This is a genomic window from Dyella sp. (genome assembly GCF_035503745.1).
In the GTDB taxonomy this organism is placed as follows: domain Bacteria; phylum Pseudomonadota; class Gammaproteobacteria; order Xanthomonadales; family Rhodanobacteraceae; genus Dyella_B.
In genome coordinates, this window is the sequence record NZ_DATJTC010000035.1 from 1 (window position 1) to 15928 (window position 15928).

At 65.2% G+C, this 15928-nt stretch carries 17 protein-coding genes; 4 read left to right on the top strand and 13 right to left on the bottom strand.

Annotation, left to right across the window (positions count from 1 at the left end; all coding sequences use genetic code 11):
* Positions 1 to 164 precede the first annotated feature (164 nt).
* Positions 165 to 950 carry an adenosylmethionine decarboxylase gene (gene speD / locus VME63_RS13355; RefSeq protein WP_115478798.1) on the bottom strand — a complete coding sequence of 262 codons (786 nt, stop codon included), beginning with the start codon at positions 948 to 950 and terminating at the stop codon, positions 165 to 167.
* A 282-nt stretch (positions 951 to 1232) separates the two neighbouring features.
* Between speD and crp the strand changes: the two genes are divergently transcribed.
* On the top strand, positions 1233 to 1934 hold the full coding sequence (crp, locus tag VME63_RS13360) for a cAMP-activated global transcriptional regulator CRP (RefSeq protein WP_325433925.1): 702 nt from the start codon (positions 1233 to 1235) through the stop codon (positions 1932 to 1934).
* Between the two features lie 259 nt (positions 1935 to 2193).
* On the opposite strand, the gene VME63_RS13365 is transcribed toward crp, so the two are convergent.
* From VME63_RS13365 to VME63_RS13420, 12 genes are all read right to left on the bottom strand, one after another.
* Positions 2194 to 2895 (bottom strand): HAD family hydrolase, encoded by a 702-nt coding sequence (locus VME63_RS13365; RefSeq protein WP_325433853.1) that lies wholly within the window; start codon positions 2893 to 2895, stop codon positions 2194 to 2196.
* 5 nt (positions 2896 to 2900) lie between these two features.
* Positions 2901 to 3695: an indole-3-glycerol phosphate synthase TrpC gene (gene trpC / locus VME63_RS13370; protein ID WP_325433854.1), complete on the bottom strand. Its 795-nt coding sequence runs from the start codon at positions 3693 to 3695 to the stop codon at positions 2901 to 2903.
* 58 nt (positions 3696 to 3753) lie between these two features.
* The gene (trpD, locus tag VME63_RS13375) at positions 3754 to 4809 is read right to left on the bottom strand and encodes an anthranilate phosphoribosyltransferase (protein WP_325433855.1); all 1056 of its coding nucleotides are present in this window, start codon (positions 4807 to 4809) and stop codon (positions 3754 to 3756) included.
* Positions 4806 to 5405, bottom strand: a complete 600-nt coding sequence (locus tag VME63_RS13380) for an aminodeoxychorismate/anthranilate synthase component II (RefSeq protein ID WP_325433856.1) — start codon at positions 5403 to 5405, stop codon at positions 4806 to 4808. Before VME63_RS13380 ends, trpD begins: the two co-directional genes overlap by 4 nt.
* 125 nt (positions 5406 to 5530) lie before the next feature.
* Positions 5531 to 6205, bottom strand: coding sequence for a hypothetical protein (locus VME63_RS13385; protein ID WP_325433857.1), 675 nt, complete (start codon positions 6203 to 6205; stop codon positions 5531 to 5533).
* A 3-nt stretch (positions 6206 to 6208) separates the two neighbouring features.
* Positions 6209 to 7699: an anthranilate synthase component I gene (trpE, locus tag VME63_RS13390; protein ID WP_414648265.1), complete on the bottom strand. Its 1491-nt coding sequence runs from the start codon at positions 7697 to 7699 to the stop codon at positions 6209 to 6211.
* Between the two features lie 176 nt (positions 7700 to 7875).
* Entirely contained in the window at positions 7876 to 9882 is a 2007-nt protein-coding gene (locus VME63_RS13395) for an ATP-binding protein (RefSeq protein WP_325433859.1), read from the bottom strand.
* Between the two features lie 36 nt (positions 9883 to 9918).
* Entirely contained in the window at positions 9919 to 10509 is a 591-nt protein-coding gene (locus VME63_RS13400; RefSeq protein WP_325433860.1) for a hypothetical protein, read from the bottom strand.
* On the bottom strand, positions 10506 to 11195 hold the full coding sequence (gene pdsR / locus VME63_RS13405; RefSeq protein ID WP_325433861.1) for a proteobacterial dedicated sortase system response regulator: 690 nt from the start codon (positions 11193 to 11195) through the stop codon (positions 10506 to 10508). The genes VME63_RS13400 and pdsR overlap by 4 nt, the downstream gene beginning before the upstream one ends.
* Before the next feature lie 716 nt (positions 11196 to 11911).
* Positions 11912 to 12580 (bottom strand): ribulose-phosphate 3-epimerase, encoded by a 669-nt coding sequence (gene rpe / locus VME63_RS13410; RefSeq protein WP_325433862.1) that lies wholly within the window; start codon positions 12578 to 12580, stop codon positions 11912 to 11914.
* Positions 12581 to 12721: 141 nt separating this feature from the next.
* Positions 12722 to 13528, bottom strand: coding sequence for a co-chaperone DjlA (djlA, locus tag VME63_RS13415; protein ID WP_325433863.1), 807 nt, complete (start codon positions 13526 to 13528; stop codon positions 12722 to 12724).
* Positions 13525 to 13848 (bottom strand): c-type cytochrome, encoded by a 324-nt coding sequence (locus VME63_RS13420; protein WP_414648266.1) that lies wholly within the window; start codon positions 13846 to 13848, stop codon positions 13525 to 13527. The genes djlA and VME63_RS13420 overlap by 4 nt, the downstream gene beginning before the upstream one ends.
* A 108-nt stretch (positions 13849 to 13956) precedes the next feature.
* On the opposite strand from VME63_RS13420, the gene VME63_RS13425 reads away from it, so the two are divergent.
* The 3 genes from VME63_RS13425 (at position 13957) to VME63_RS13435 (ending at position 15902) form a co-directional block, all read left to right on the top strand.
* A complete protein-coding gene (locus VME63_RS13425; RefSeq protein ID WP_325433865.1) occupies positions 13957 to 14853 on the top strand; it encodes a phosphoribosylaminoimidazolesuccinocarboxamide synthase in 897 nt (298 codons plus the stop codon).
* 72 nt (positions 14854 to 14925) lie between these two features.
* On the top strand, positions 14926 to 15399 hold the full coding sequence (locus tag VME63_RS13430) for a DUF962 domain-containing protein (protein ID WP_325433866.1): 474 nt from the start codon (positions 14926 to 14928) through the stop codon (positions 15397 to 15399).
* Positions 15400 to 15488: 89 nt separating this feature from the next.
* On the top strand, positions 15489 to 15902 hold the full coding sequence (locus VME63_RS13435) for a hypothetical protein (RefSeq protein ID WP_325433867.1): 414 nt from the start codon (positions 15489 to 15491) through the stop codon (positions 15900 to 15902).
* Positions 15903 to 15928 lie beyond the last annotated feature (26 nt).

A 15928-nucleotide genomic window follows, 5' to 3' on the forward strand; every position in this document is an offset into this window, starting at 1 on the left:
TTGCAAGCCCCCCTCAGCCGCGTCAGGCGGCGATCACGATCGGGCCGATCGTTTTTCATTGCCGCCATCATGCTTTCGCTGGGGCCTGATACAGAGAACCCCGTGTTTCGTAAAACACGGGGTTCGTCAGCAGTCTGAGCCCGCCATGGAGGCGGGCTTTTTCATTACATCAGGTTGCGTCCGTGGAACAGCTCCTCGATCTCCCGCCGCAGCAGTTGCTCGATCTTCTGGCGTTCCTTGAACGATAGATCGTCGGCGTGCGCTTCAAACAGGTAGGTATCGAGGTCGAAGTCCTTGATGTGCATTTTCGTGTGGAAAATGTTTTCCTGGTACACGTTCACATCGAACATTTCGTATTTCTGGCGGATGTGGCGCGCCAGGTAATCCTGCACCGAGTTGATCTTGTGGTCGATGAAATGCTTCTTGCCCTTCACGTCGCGGGTGAAGCCGCGCACGCGGTAGTCGCACACCACGATGTCGGACTCGAAACTGTCGATCAGGTAGTTCAGTGCCTTCAACGGGGAAATCACGCCGCAGGTGGCAACATCGATGTCCGCGCGGAAGGTCGCGATGCCGTTGTGCGGGTGGGTTTCCGGGTAGGTGTGGACAGTGATGTGGCTCTTGTCCATGTGCGCCACCACCGCCTCGGAGATGGTGTCGCGGCCCAGCTTTTCCACCACCGGCTCTTCGGAGATCAGGATGGTCACCGAGGCACCCTGGGGGTCGTAGTCCTGGCGGGCGACGTTAAGGATGTTCGCGCCGATGATTTCGGCCACGTCGGTGAGTATCTGGGTGAGACGATCGGCGTCATACTGCTCGTCGATGTACTCGATGTAACGCTGGCGCTGGTCTTCGGACACCGCATAGCAGATGTCGTAGATATTGAAGCTCAGGGCCTTGGTAAGGTTGTTGAAGCCCTGCAGACGCAGGCGCGGGAGGGGTTTCACCACGGCGACACTCCATGGCCGGGTCACGGCCGACAGGTGAGGCGGGTTAGCTACAAGGGTCCCCGCTGGATTGGAAAGGCATGCTGGACCCTTATCCTGCACGCCCCTTGTGTACGGACGATGGCAACTGTCACCATCCGGAGGATTGCGAAGTATGCGGCAAATTGGGTGAAAACTGAACCTTCGGGGCTCGCGCCGACTTTGCCATAATGAGAAAGTTGTCAGGGACGTGCGATTCCTGGCCGCTGGATGGGGCGGCCCATGAACCAAACCAGCTTGGGGAAAATCTCTGTGGTGCAGCTGAAATATCAATTACAACAGGCTTTCGAGAAGTCACAGGCACCTCTCGGCTTCGCGCCCGACCCCGCCGCCATGGAACGTTTCCTTGGCCTGTGCCACCGCCGCCGCTATCCGGGCAAGACCGCCATCATCCGTCCGGGCGACCCGGCCAACACCCTTTATTACGTCATCGAAGGGTCGCTGGCCGTGTGTACCGAGGACGAACAGGGGCGCGAGCTGATCCTGGCCTATATCAGCCGCGGCCAGTTCATCGGCGAGATGGGCCTGTTCGTGGAGCAGGCGCAGCGCGAATCGATGGTGCGCACCCGTAGCGCCTGCGAGATGGCCGAAATCAGCTACGAACGCCTGTTCCAGCTGATGGAAGGCCCCCTGCGCGACGAATGCCCCAAGATCCTGTTCGCCATCGGCGCCCAGCTCACCCACCGCCTGCTGCGCACCTCGCGCCAGGTGAGCCGGATGGCCTTCATGGATGTGACCAACCGCATCTCCCGCACCCTCCTGGACCTGTGCCAGGAACCGGACGCGATGAGCCACCCGGAAGGCACCCAGATCCGCATTTCGCGCCAGGAAGTAAGCCGCATCGTGGGCTGCTCGCGCGAGATGGTCGGGCGCGTGCTCAAGCAGCTGGAAGAGCAAGGGATGATCGAGGTGTCCGGCAAGACCATCGTGGTGCGCGGCACCCGCTGAGGCCACTGCGTGGGATAAGGGCCTGGCGTGGCGAGGCGCTTCTCGTCCCGCCCCCCCGGGATACGCGGGGGAGCGCGTAGGAATGCACTGGGTATTTAGGGTAAGGACAAGGCCCAGGTGCGGGGCACGCCCGCCTCGGCCCCTCTGACTCAAAGCCCCGTTCGTGCGGAAGCATCGGGCAGGATGGCCGCTCCTCCCGCTCCCTCCCCCACCCCGGAGAGGGGGCAACGGCGTAACCCGCGAGCTTCCCAAGGCAAGATCAGTACCACTCCACGCGCGCGACCGGCCGCCCCAGCGCCTTTTCCACCCGCTTGCACAGCTTGAGCGAGCCATTCACCAGCACGGCCTGGTGCGCCTGCTTGAGCATGGCAATGTCATGCACCGAATCGCCGTAGGCGACGCGCCAGCTTTTTATGCCCTTGGCAGCCAAACTTTGCACCTTGCGGCGTCCGATGTTGTGCACGGTGATGCGCATGCCCGACCAGCCGGGCCTGAACTGCGAGCCGATCACGCCCACTTCCGGCAGGCCGATCTGTGCCAGCAATCGCGCTGCCAGCGTCTGTTCGCAGCCGGTAACCACCACCACCTCGTCGCCCGCGGCCAGATGCTTGCGCAGGGCCTGCAGGCCATCGCGGCAGAACTGGCGCGGTCGGCGCACGACCTGCTCGGCGAACGCCTCGACCGCCTGCTGGTAACGCTTGGGGCTCATGCCAAACAGCGCCGCATGCACCAGCGCGCGCGCCGCCCACCAGCGCGAGAACACCCCGCACAGCAGCCACCACGGCGACGTCAGCAGCGCCAGCAGTTTGCACGGCAGCGAGCGCCGGTAGCGGTGGCGGATGAACATGCGGAAGGAATCGCCATGAAACAGCACGCCGTCGAAATCGAACAGCACCACACGCGACGCACTCGCCTGGGCGCCGGTAGGTTCCGGCGTGGCCGTCTTGTCCCCTGTCACCATGGTCGTCAGTTCGTGTTGAACAGCCGCTTCAGCTCCACGCCCGGATCGGGCGCGCGCATGAAAGCTTCGCCGACCAGGAAGGCGTTGATGCCGGCATCGCGCAGGCGTGCCACGTCGGCGGGCGTGTGGATGCCCGATTCGGCCACCAGCACGCGGTCGTATTCCATCAACTCCTGCAGCTCGATCGAGGTGTCGAGCGAGGTTTCGAAGGTGCGCAGGTTGCGATTGTTCACGCCGATCAGCGGCACCGGCAAAGCCTGCGCGCGCTCCATTTCCTCCGCGTCGTGCACTTCGCACAGCACGTCCAGGTCAAGCTCGGCGGCCAGCAGCGACAATTCCAGCAGATCGGCATCGCCGAGTGCCGCGACAATCAGCAGGATGCAGTCGGCGCCGATCGCGCGCGCCTCGTACACCTGGTAGGGATCGATCACGAAGTCCTTGCGCAGCACCGGCAACGAGCATGCCGCGCGCGCCTGCTGCAGGAAGTCCTCGCAGCCGTGGAAAAAGTCCTTGTCGGTAAGCACCGAAAGGCAGGCCGCTCCGGCCATTTCGTAGCTGCGCGCGATCGCGGCCGGGTCGAACTCCGGGCGGATGACGCCCTTGCTCGGGCTGGCCTTCTTCACTTCGGCGATGACGGCGGGCAAACCGGCGGCGATCTTCGCCTCGATCGCGGCGGAAAAGCCGCGCGTATCGGGCATGTCGGCCGCGCGCGCCGATAGCTCTTTGAGCGGCAATTTAGTGCTGCGCTCGGCAAGCTCTTCCGCCTTGCGAGCAAGGATGCGTTGCAGGATGTCGGTCATGGGCTTGCAGTCAACAGGGAGCGGGTGAAACGCAGGAGCCGGGAATTTTACGCGCCTTTCACGCCGTAGTATCGGCGAGTCGGCGCGTGGTTGCCACGAACATTTCCATCTTGGCGTGGGCAGCGCCACTGGCGATGGTGGCCCGCGCCAGCTCGATACCGCTACCAATGGACCCGGCCAGGCCGCAGGTATAGAGGGCGGCGCCCGCGTTCAGGCAGACGATGTCGTGCGGCACGCCGTGCCGGTCCTGCAGCGCATCGAGCAGCATCGCCTTGGATTGGGCCGCGTCATCGACCCGCAGGTTGCGGCTGGAGGCCATGGCAAGGCCAAAATCCTCCGGCTCGATCTCGTACTCGTGCACTTGGCCATTGCGCAGCTCGCCCACCAGGGTGGCCGCGCCCAGCGAGATCTCGTCCATGCCGTCGCGACCCCACACCACCATCGCGTGATGGGCGCCCAGCGCCTGCAGCGCGCGGACCTGGATACCGACCAGGTCCGGATGGAACACGCCCATCAGGATGTTCGGCGCGCCCGCCGGATTGGTCAGCGGCCCAAGGATGTTGAACAGCGTGCGCACGCCCATTTCCTTGCGCACCGGGGCCACGATTTTCATGGCCGGATGATGGTTGGGCGCGTACATGAAACCGATGTCGGTCTGGGCCATGCACTGGGCCACCTGGGCCGGGCTCAGCTCGATGCACGCGCCCAGAGCCTCCAGCACGTCCGCGCTGCCGGACTTGGACGACACGCTGCGCCCGCCGTGCTTGGCGATGCGCGCACCCGCCGCCGCCGCGACGAACATCGAGGCGGTGGAAATGTTGAAGCTGGAGGCGCCGTCGCCGCCGGTACCGACGATGTCGATGAAGTGCGGATGCGGCGGCGCATCCACCTTGGCCGACAGTTCGCGCATCACCCGCGCCGCGCCGGTGATCTCGCCGACCGTTTCTTTCTTTACGCGCAGGCCCGTGATGATCGCGGCGGTCATCAGCGGGCTCACTTCGCCGTTCATGATCTGCCGCATCAGGGCGATCATTTCATCGTGGAAAATTTCGCGATGCTCGATCGTGCGCTGCAGCGCCTGCTGGGGCGTGATGGTGATGGCCCGCCCGGTCATGCCGCGAGGCTTTGCAGCGGCAGGCCCAGGAAATTGCGCAGCAAGTCGTGGCCGTACTGGGTGAGGATGGATTCGGGATGGAACTGCACGCCCTCGACCGCCAGCGTCTTGTGGCGCAGGCCCATGATCTCGTCGATGCTGCCATCCGCATGCTCGGTCCAGGCGGTGACCTCCAGGCAATCGGGCAGCGAGGACTGCTCCACCACCAGCGAGTGGTAGCGCGTGGCCTCGAACGGATCGGGCAGCCCCGCAAACACACCCTGGCCGCGATGGCGCACCGGAGACGTTTTGCCGTGCATGATCTGCTTGGCGCGAATCACCTTGCCGCCAAACGCCTGGCCGATGGCCTGATGGCCCAGGCACACCCCGAACACGGGAATCTCGCCGCCCAGTTCGGTGAGCACGTCCAGCGAGATCCCCGCGTCGTCCGGCGTGCCGGGACCGGGCGAAATCATGATGTGCGACGGCCGCAGCGCGCGGATGCCGGCGATATCGAGCGCGTCATTGCGCACCACCTTCACCTCTTGTCCCAACTCGCCCAGGTACTGCACGAGGTTGAAGGTGAAGCTGTCGTAATTGTCGATCATCAACAACATGGCTGTCTCACTTGCCAGGCCAGTTCATGGGGAGGGGCTTGAAAATGATACCGCCGCCCCGCCGGCCGGCATATGCCCATCGGGAATTAACAGGAGCCGGACGCGCCACGCCTCAACCTTGTCGGTCAAGGGCGTGCAAGCACCCGGCGGGTATAGCTTTCGACCACCAGGCTGAAAGGCTGGTTGTTGCCGGTGTAAAGCACGGCGCGGTGTTGCAGCACGTGGTCGGGAATCGCCAAAAGCTGGTTGGCGGCAGGCGGCAAGGGGGTGCCGCTGTCCCAGCCTTCCGGCAAGGGCGACCAGAGCAGTTCGGCCGACAGCGTCTGGCGGCGGAAGTGCAGCGGCTGCACGACCTTGCCGAACGGGATGTCGGAGTTGTCCAACTGCTTGTTCATGTCGGGGGTGAGGCGTGCGGGCACGTACCAGTTGTCCGCGTCCGACAGCACCACACCGCCGCAGCTAAGCGCCACGCGGCGATAGCGCACGGGCTCGTCCGGGCCGATGCCGAGCAAGGCGCGTGCGCCCTCGGGCAGCGGCTTGTCCGCACCGTGCACGCGTTGCGCAATCACCTTCGCCTGCGGCGCAAGATGGTGCGCGCCGCACCATCGTTCCAGCGTCAGCGTTGCGCTTGGATGGCTGAGCAGTTGCGCATTGAGCGTCTGCAATTCCGCCAAGGCCTGCGTGCGGGCGAGCGGCGTATCCGGCCAGCCTTGCGACGCATCGCGCGCGGATAACGACGATGTGCATGCCAGCATCGACATGACGGCCAGATAGCCAAAACGAACACGGTTACGCGGCATGACTCAAAGTCCTTTCGCAGCCTGCGCCACGGCGCGGAACAGCGCCCGGCCCTTGTTCATCGTCTCTTCCCATTCGCACGCCGGATCGGAGTCGTAGACGATGCCCGCGCCCGCCTGCACGTGGAGGCGGCCGTTCTGGATTACTGCCGTGCGAATGGCGATGGCGGTGTCCGCATCGCCCCACCAGCCGATCCAGCCAATCGCGCCGGCGTAGATGTTGCGCTTGTAGGGTTCGAGCTCCTGGATGATCTCGATGGCGCGGATCTTCGGCGCGCCGCTCAGCGTGCCGGCCGGGAAGGTGGCTTTGAGCACGTCCATGTAGCTGAGGTTCGGCCTGGCGTTGCCCTGCACCTGCGAGACGATGTGCATGACGTGCGAATAGCGTTCGACCACGAACGATTCGCTCACCTCGACCGTGCCCGTTTCGCTGATGCGGCCGATGTCGTTGCGCCCAAGGTCGATAAGCATCACGTGCTCGGCGCGTTCTTTCGGATCGGCCAGCAATTCGGCTTCGAGCGCGCGGTCCTCCTCCTCGGTGGCGCCGCGCTTGCGCGTGCCGGCGAGCGGACGCACCACGACTTTGCCGTCCTTCATGCGCGCGAGGATTTCCGGGGAGGAACCGACGATCTGCGTATCGCCCAGGTCGACGAAATACATGTACGGCGAGGGGTTCATCGCGCGCAGCGCGCGGTAGACGTCCACCGGCCGTGCGTTGAAACCCACGCTCAGGCGTTGCGAGGGCACCACCTGGAAGATATCGCCGGCGCGGATGTACTCCTTGGCGCGCTCGACCATCGCTTCGAATTCTTCGCGCGTGAAGGAGGATTTGAAATCGCTCTCGTTGAGCGCGGTCGACTGCGTAAGCTGCGGGTAGGAAGCGCCGCCCTGGCGCAGGCGGTGCGTGAGGGCGTCCAGGCGGCGCTGGGCATGCGCATAGGCCTGCGGCTGGGCGGGATCGGCGTGCACGATCAGGTACAGGCGGCCCTTGAGGTTGTCGAAAACCGCCACCTCTTCGGCCAGCATCAGCAACACGTCCGGCGTGCCCAGTTCGTCCGGGCGATCCCACCGCGCCAGGCGCGGCTCGATGTAGCCGATGGTCTCGAAGCCGAAATAACCCACCAGGCCACCGCTGAACGCAGGCAGCTGCGGCAGGCGCGGCACGTCGAACTGCTGGCGCAACGCCTCGATTTCAGCGAGCGGATCGTCCAGGTGGCGCCGCTCGATCACCTCGCCGGCCTCTTCCACTTCCAGCTCGTGGCCACGCAGGCGATACACGCGCCGGGCCGGCAGGCCGATGATCGAATAGCGCCCCCAGGTCGCGCCGCCCTCGACCGATTCGAACAGGAAGGTGTAGGGACCGTCGGCCAGCTTCAGGTAGACCGACAGCGGCGTGTCCAGGTCGGAGAACACTTCGCGCACCAACGGGATACGAGTGTGCCCTTGCGCGGCCAGCGCATCGAATTCGTCGCGAGAAATCACGTGGGGGAAATCCATTGGGTGAAGCGTAGGAGGGGGATTGTATAGGGATGGGCGATCAATGCTCGCGTGGAACGGCTTCTTTCCCTGCCGGGGGAGGCCGGGGAAGGGTCGCACGAGCGTGCCGCACGGCGGATGGGCTTGGCTCCGCCTTGACCCTCCCCCTGCTGCACGCAGGGAAACGTATGTACCGGTCAACCGGCCAATCGTTGCCTGGGCATGCCATGCAGGCGCAGGCTGAACGCCACGCCCGATCCATCTTCGAGATTGCGGGCGGCGGCAAGGCCACCGTGCCGTTCCGCGACCAGGCGCACCACATAAAGGCCCAATCCCAGATGCGGCGCGTCGCCGGGCGTGGCTTTGTCGCGCAGGCTGACCAGCGAATCGAACAGCCGCCCCTGCATCGCCGCCGGCAACGGCGGGCCCTGGTTGGCCAGCTCGATCTCCGCGCCACCCTCGACGGCGCGCAGGCTCAGCCGCAACCAGCCATCGGCAGGCGTGAACGACAAGGCGTTGTCGAACAATTTGTCCAGCGCCTGCGCGATGAGTTCGGGCGCGCCGTGCAGGTGGACGGGCTGGTCAGGCAGCGCGCAATCGAGCTGGCGCATGCCGGCCAGGGGGCGATAGGCGTCCGCGCAACCGCGCACCACATCGACCAGATCCACGTCCTCCGGCTCGGCCGCGGCGATCGCGCGTTCCATCCGGCTGGCTTCGCTCATCGCGCGCACCAGCGTGCCCAGGCGCGCAACCCCGTCGCGCGCGCGGGCCAGGTAAGGCTGGGCCTCGTTGGAGAGTTCGGCGTGCTCAAGGTTGTCCAGCGAGGATTTCACGATCGCCAGCGGCGTATTGAGTTCGTGCGACAGCTTCGACGCCAGCGTGCGCAAGTAGTCGGTATAGCCGCCGACAGCTTCGAACAGACGCTGGAAGCTTCGCGCCAGGTCGCCGATTTCGTCGTCGGACTGCGCCATCGGAAATTGGCCCTGGATCATCTGGCCGTCCAGACGTCCATCGTTGATCTGCGCGCGCTCCACCGCGTCGCGCAAGCGACTTAGGCGCAAGCTCAGGCGCGTGGCGAACAGCAGCAGGATCGCGCCGGCCACCAGCATCACGCCGAAGCTGGTAAGCAACAGGCTGAGGAACGCGCGGTTGGCCAGCAACGGCACCGCGCGGCTGGCCTGCTCCAGCAGCAGCACGCCGACCACGCTGTGATCGCGCTCCACCGGCACGGCGGTGGCCAGCACCACGCTGTCGCGCTGCTCGCCCTGGCGCCAGATCGCGGTGGGCTGGCCCGCGCGCGCGCCCTGCACTTCGGGCAGATCCAGGCGCGGCGCGTCGGAGGTCCAGGGTTCGGCATCCTCCAGCGGATTGGCGAGCAGCGAACGGTACACGAACGACGACAGCCAGCCCGGCTGCGGCCCGGTGGTGGACAAGCGTCCGGTCTGCGCCAGCAGCCAGCCGGCCGGCGCCAGCAGGCGCGCGCGCGTATCCTCGGGCGCGAGGCGCGAAAGCTCCTGCGAAAGATCGGGCGAGTAGCGCCACAGCGGACGCACGTCCGCCGCCATCGGGTTGCCGCCGTCCACCGCCGTGTATACGCCCACACCCAGCGAAGTCAGCCCCAGGCCGCGCGGCAAGCCCAGTTCGGCGCGATAGCCGCTGCCGTCCTCTTGCCACTGGCCGGTGATGCGGTCGGGCAATTCGCCGCTGGGGGGATCCAGCGGCAACGCCGTGAAGGCACCCGGTGCCGCGCTGGCCAGCAGGTAACGCCGGTGCTGGTCGCCCTGGTACAGATCCAAGATCACATGATCGGCCGACAACGCATTGGGATCGGCCGCGTCCGCGCGCGTGCGGCGGCTGACGCGCACGTCGATGTAGAGATAGAAGCCGTTGTCGTCCTCGGCCAGCAGCAGCTTGGCGTTCTTGCCCAGCGACTGGCTCCATGGCGTCATCGGCGCCCAGTCGTCGCCATAGCCATCCACCGTGATGGGGCTGACCGCCTGCTGTACGTACCACCCCTTGCCCGCCAGCGGCAGCGGCGCGTCGGTGACGGCAAGGCTGCGCGCCACGGCGGTGGCCGTCGCCATCAGCGCCTGCTCCTGGCCCTGGCGCAGCAAGGTTTCCATCTGGCGCACATACAACCAGCCCGCCACGGGCAGCGCCAGCGTGCAGAGCGCAACGAGCAGCAGTTTGTGGCGCAGGGTCATTCGAAAGCGACGCGAAGCGAACGGCGACGCAAAAGGTTAATGGCCACGGGCATTCGGCGTCGAGCTGCATCCTGACCTGCACGACATGTAATTGGCCCTGCCTGCAATGTGGGCGAATATCTTGAGCAAGTTCGAACGTTCCGGATCGGCATCGGCCACGGTCATCGACCAACTCACTCGCACGCCGCTGGACGTGGGAGGCTCGCAAAAGACCACCGCATCGTCCTCATGGTCCGAGCCGCGGTAGAACACTCCCTTGCAGACCATGTTTGCCGACGCGACGATGGGCAGCGGTTCAATCGTCGCCTTCGGATCGCGCTGCATGTATTGCCGGCGATCAGCATCAAGTTCAGCCTGGAGCGTTGGCAGCGTTCGATCCCAAACGTTGAGCAAGATCACCCGCTCCGGCTTTCCGGTCCATTCGCCTTGATACAGCGCCAAATTGACACCGATGGCCTTGGCATACGTGCAACAGTCCGACGTCCAGCCTTGCGGAACGTCCGCCATGATGCCCCACCCGGCTTTGCCGCTGCCTCCATAGACAAGCACGCCGCCGCCTTGATCGTTTGCGACTGCCGCCCCAACCAGGACAAACAGCGCAAAGAGCGCCAAAACGACCCGAATCACGGACGCCACCGGTAACCCACGCCGTGCACGGTCTCGATGGCATCGAAGTCCGCCGCCACCGCAATGAATTTCTTGCGGATGCGCTTGATGTGCGAGGTAATGGTGGCGTCATCCACCACCAGCTCCGCCTCGCGCATCAGCTGGTCGCGGTTTTTCACGTGGCCGGGAAAACGCACCAGCGTGTGCACCATCCAGAACTCGGTCACGGTAAGCGGCACTTCCACGTCGTTCCAGCTTACGCGCATGCGCTCGGATTCGAGCTTGAGCGGGCCATGCCCGATCACCGTTTCGCTCGATGCCGGCGCCTTCAGCGATTCGATCCGGCGGAACAGCGCGGCAATGCGCGCGGCCAGCTGATGCAGGCTGGTGTCCTTGCTGAGGTAGTCGTCGGCGCCCAGGCGCAGGCCGGAAATCACGTCGAAATCCGAATCCCGCGCGGTGAGGAAAATGATCGGCAAGGTCGCCGAGCGTGCGCGCAGCTCGCGGCACAGATCGAACCCGCCTTCCGGCTCGTCGCCCAGGCCGATGTCGATGATCACCAGCTCCGGCAGGCGTATGCCGAATGCGTTGGAAGCCTCCTGGCGCGAACCGTAGCCGCGCGTGTCGTAGCCGAACCGATTGAGCGCCTCCACATAGTTGGCGCGGATCAGCGGCTCATCTTCGACGATGGCAATGTTGCGTCCCATGGCGTGCGGATTCCTCGTGATGATGGCGCGCAGGTTGCTATGCGGGTCGCGCTTGCGCAAGCCGGGTGGGGCTTTTGCCCGCGTTCTGCCAGATTCCATCGGCCGATCGCCCCGCTGGCGCCGGTTGGCGCGCCGGGCTGGGGTGTGTGATAGCCCCAAGCCCACACCGGACCGACCTCATGCGCGCCGACCCCTCGATCGACCCCAACGCCGAACTCCGCGGCTTTGAGCCTTTGCGCGTGATGCTGGCCCTGGGTGCGCTGGTGCTGGGCCTGCTGTTGAGTCTCCCCTGACCGTGTTCTGGTAGCAGCCGTGGAAGGTAAGGGTGCGATGGGCCGGCAAGGACGCGGGCCCGTCGCACCGCCGGATGAGCCGCCGCCAAAACCGCGCTTCCAAGCCGTATCCCGATCATTCCCGACCGACGTTCCTTTCCCCTCCACGCTTGCGGAGGGGATTTTTTTGAGCGGCCGTAAATTTTTTCCCGAATTCGGGAACCAACCGGATCCGACCCTGTCCCAATTATCGGCAGGCGCGTGATCCATAAGCCGTGGAACTCGCCCTGGTCTGGAACGACGGCCGAGCCTCCCGTCCTCCAGTCCCGGACAAGTCGCTTCTGCCGAAGGTGTCTCCTCTAGCGTCTTTCGACGCCCCTCCAGCCCGGCGCAGACTTCCCCCTGTGCCGGGCCTTTCTTTTTCCTGGTCTCACCCGGCGCCGTTCAGCCGACGCTGGCGTGCATGCGCTGAATCACTGCCTGATAGTCGGGCGCATTGAAGATGGCCGAGCCGGCCACGAAGGTATCGGCGCCGGCGGCGGCGATCTGGCCGATGTTGTCGGCGGTGACGCCGCCATCCACTTCCAGGCGGATCGCGCGGCCGCTTTCGTCGATGCGGCGGCGCACTTGCCGCAGCTTGTCCAGCGCCGAGGGAATGAATTTCTGCCCGCCGAAGCCCGGGTTCACCGACATGATCAGGATCAGGTCCAGCTTGTCCAGCACGTGGTCGAGCCAGTTCAGCGGCGTGGCCGGATTGAACACCAGGCCCGCTTCGCAGCCCGAATCCTTGATCAGGCCCAGGGTACGGTCCACGTGCTCGCTCGCTTCCGGATGGAAGCTGATGCCGTTGGCGCCGGCCTTGGCGAAGTCCGGCACGATGCGATCCACCGGCTTGACCATCAGGTGCACGTCGATGTGCGCGGCAATGCCGTAATCGCGCAGCGCCTTGAGCACCATCGGGCCCATGGTGAGGTTGGGCACGTAGTGGTTGTCCATCACATCGAAGTGCACCCAGTCGCCGCCGGCGGCCAGCACCTTGGCGGTGTCCTCGCCCAGCCGCGCGAAATCGGCGGAAAGGATGGAGGGGGCGATAATCGTCGATTGCTTGCTCATGGCGAACCTTGGCCTTGGGGACTGGAAGACGGCCGTCGATACCGCGCCGCTGAAGATGCATCGAAACATTTGCCGCAAGCGGCGATTTTGCCATGCGGCCGAACTTGGCGCCCCCGCCGCCCCGACGGCGCGGGAACGGCGCTATTTGAAACCGCGTTCGGCCTTGATCCGCTCATAGGCCGCGTTGATCTCGCTCGCACGCGCCTCGGCGCGCTTGCGCATCTCTTCGGGCAGGTCGCCCAGGCGATCGGGGTGGTGCTCGGAAATCAACTTGCGGTAGGCGCGCTTGATGGCACGGTCGTCCGCGTCGCGCGCGATGCCGAGCACGGCGTACGGATCGGGCCCCTGCGTCGTGCGCTGCGGCGGCACATAGCCGCCGGCATGCGCCCCTCGCGCGCCGCGCGCGCCGGCCGCGCCCTGCCACACGTAACCCTTCATGGCCATCAGCGCCATCAGTTCCATGTCGCTGATGCGCAACGCAAACGCCAGTTGCCGCAGGATTGCCATTTTCTCGGGCGAGGGATTGCCTTCGGCCAGCACCGTTTCGATCACCACGTCCAGCACTGGAAACGCGTGGTCGCGGCGCAGGCCCACCCATTGGCGCAAGGCGTTGATCGGGCCGGTGACGTCAAATTCCGGCTGCTTGCCCGTGTTGAAGGCCTGGATGGCGATCTGGCGGTGGCTGTTGTCCAGCCCCATGCGCGCCATCAGGCGCTCGATCACGGCGATTTCGGCTTCCGACACGCGCCCGTCCGACTTGGCGACTGCCCCAAGCAAGGCGAACAGCGGGGAGACGTAGCCGCCCGATTCGGGGATCGCGCTGCGGCGCTGATTGAAGCGCAGGTTGTCGAACACGAAGCCCAGGATGGCGCCCACGGCCGCGCCGACGATGCCGCGCCCCATGAACAATCCCATCACGGCGAACCAGAAGGTATAGGTGTAGCTCATGGCTGCGTGGCGGCCTGTGGTTGCGGTGTCTGCGCGCTGTACCAGCGCGCCAGCTGATCCAGGTCGGCGTCGCTCACCGGGCCGATGGCCGCGCGCATCAGCGGCACGTCGCGGCTGCCGTCGCGGTAATCCTTCAGCGCCTTGCGCAGGTAATCCAGGCGCTGGCCGGCCAGGTTCGGCGCGCCGGGTATCTGCGCCATGCCCGTTTCACCGTGGCAGGCCGCGCACAGACCCAGCCGCACCGGTTTGGACGGCGTATCGGCGGCAAGCGCTGGCATGGCACAGGTCAGACCGAGTGCCGCGATCAGTACGGTTCGCATCGGTAACGGGCGATCGGCAATGGGCGGATGTAAAGCGCGCGATTCTAGCAGTGTCCGGCGCCCCGGACCGTTACAATAGCCCGCTTGTCACACCGATCGGAGCGCATTGTGCCCACCACCCTGCTGCAATCGAACCTGCCCGGCCTGGATCTGATCCACCGCGGCAAGGTGCGCGATGTCTATGCCCTGAGCGGCAACCGCCTGTTGATCGTAGCCAGCGACCGCCTCTCGGCCTTCGATGTGGTGCTGCCCGATCCGATTCCGGGCAAGGGCGAAATGCTTACGCAGATTTCCAATTTCTGGTTCGGCAAGACCGCCGATATCGTGCCCAACCACCTGCTGCACACGCCGCTGGAAGAGGTGCTGCCCGCGGGCACGGACCTGGCGCTTTACAGCAAGCGCGCGGTGGTCACCAAGCGCTTGAAGCCGGTGCCGGTGGAAGCGATCGCGCGCGGCTACCTGATCGGCTCGGGCTGGAAGGACTACCAGGCCACCGGTTCGCTGTGCGGCATCCGGCTGCCGGCGGGGTTGCGCCAGGCCCAGCAGCTGCCCGAACCGATCTTCACCCCCTCGACCAAGGCCGCGGTGGGCGATCACGACGAAAACGTGAGCTTCGACGCCGTCGTCGAAGCCGTCGGCGAGGACCTGGCCGAGCAAGTGCGTCACGCCACGCTCGCCATCTACAAGTGGGCCGCGGCCTTCGCCGCCGAACGCGGCATCATCATTGCCGACACCAAGTTCGAGTTCGGCACCGACGAGCACGGCAAGCTGTATGTGATGGACGAAATGCTCACACCCGATTCCTCGCGCTTCTGGCCGGCCGACCAATACCAGGTCGGCATCAGCCCGCCGAGCTACGACAAGCAGTTCGTGCGTGACTACCTGGAAACGCTGGACTGGAACAAGCAGGCGCCCGGCCCGAAGGTTCCCGCCGAGGTAATCGAGGGTACCGCCGCGAAATACGCCCAGGCGCTGCAACGCCTGGCCGGCTTCACGCTGGACTAAACCCACCTATCTATTCTCCCGGAGCGGCGCACGCGGATGATGTCACGGCAATCCCGGCACGAGGCACGCAGCATGCGCGACTGGCTGGACAGCTACAGTCGTGATCATCAGCATCCGGTCAACCAGGCGTTGCACTGGATCTGCGTGCCGTTGATCGTGTGGAGCGCCATCGCCATGCTGTGGACCGCGCCGGTGCCGCCCTCACTGCTGCGTCCTGGCGCGTGGTCGGTGTTCGCCATCGTGCTGGCGTTTACGTGGTATTGGAAACATTCGCATTGGCTTGGCGGCGCATTGCTGATCGTGTTGAGCTTGTTTGCGCTCAGCTGCTGGGGCCTGTTGCAGCGGGTCGGTGCGATGCATCTGCTGCAGCTGGGCATCGGCGTGTTTGTGCTGGCCTGGATCGGGCAGTTCGTCGGCCACCTGTTCGAGGGGCGTCGCCCGAGCTTCTTTACCGACTTGGCTTACCTTCTGGTTGGGCCGGCATGGCTGATGGATAAACTGCTGCGTCGCCTGGGTCTGAAGGATGCTCTGAATAATTCTTCGTAGGTGTCACCCGCACCATAAATTGACTTGATGGGGTGATGTCCAGAAGGCCACCTGCGAAGCATGAATCAGAGCATCCTTAAGGAAACCGCATGACAAGCGTGCTTACGCTGCTCAGCAGCCTCATCTGGTGGGTATTGTTCAGCAGCGTGGGGGCCGTGTTGCCCGCCGTGATCGCGTGGATCGTGTTGCGCTGGAGCGAGCGAGCGCCGGTGGTGTTCAACCGCGTTTACCTGGCGTGCCTGGTCTGGTGCCTGCTGACCTTGCTGATCGGCGCCGTGGCGGCCGTGCATGTAGGCGTGACGCGCGCACCGTTCGGGCCGCTGATCGTCAGCGGTACGTTTCGCGCAGCGCTGGTGCTGTCGATGCTGGTGGGTGTCGCGGCGCTGTGGCGGTTGATTCCGCGCGTCGATGCGCGGCGTATCCGCGCGGGTAGCGCGTGCGTGGCGGTGGGCGTGGTGATGGCGATTGCGTTTGGGGTGGCCACGACATTGGCGAGCGTTTGATGGCGCAGGCGCATTAAGGCGCGCTT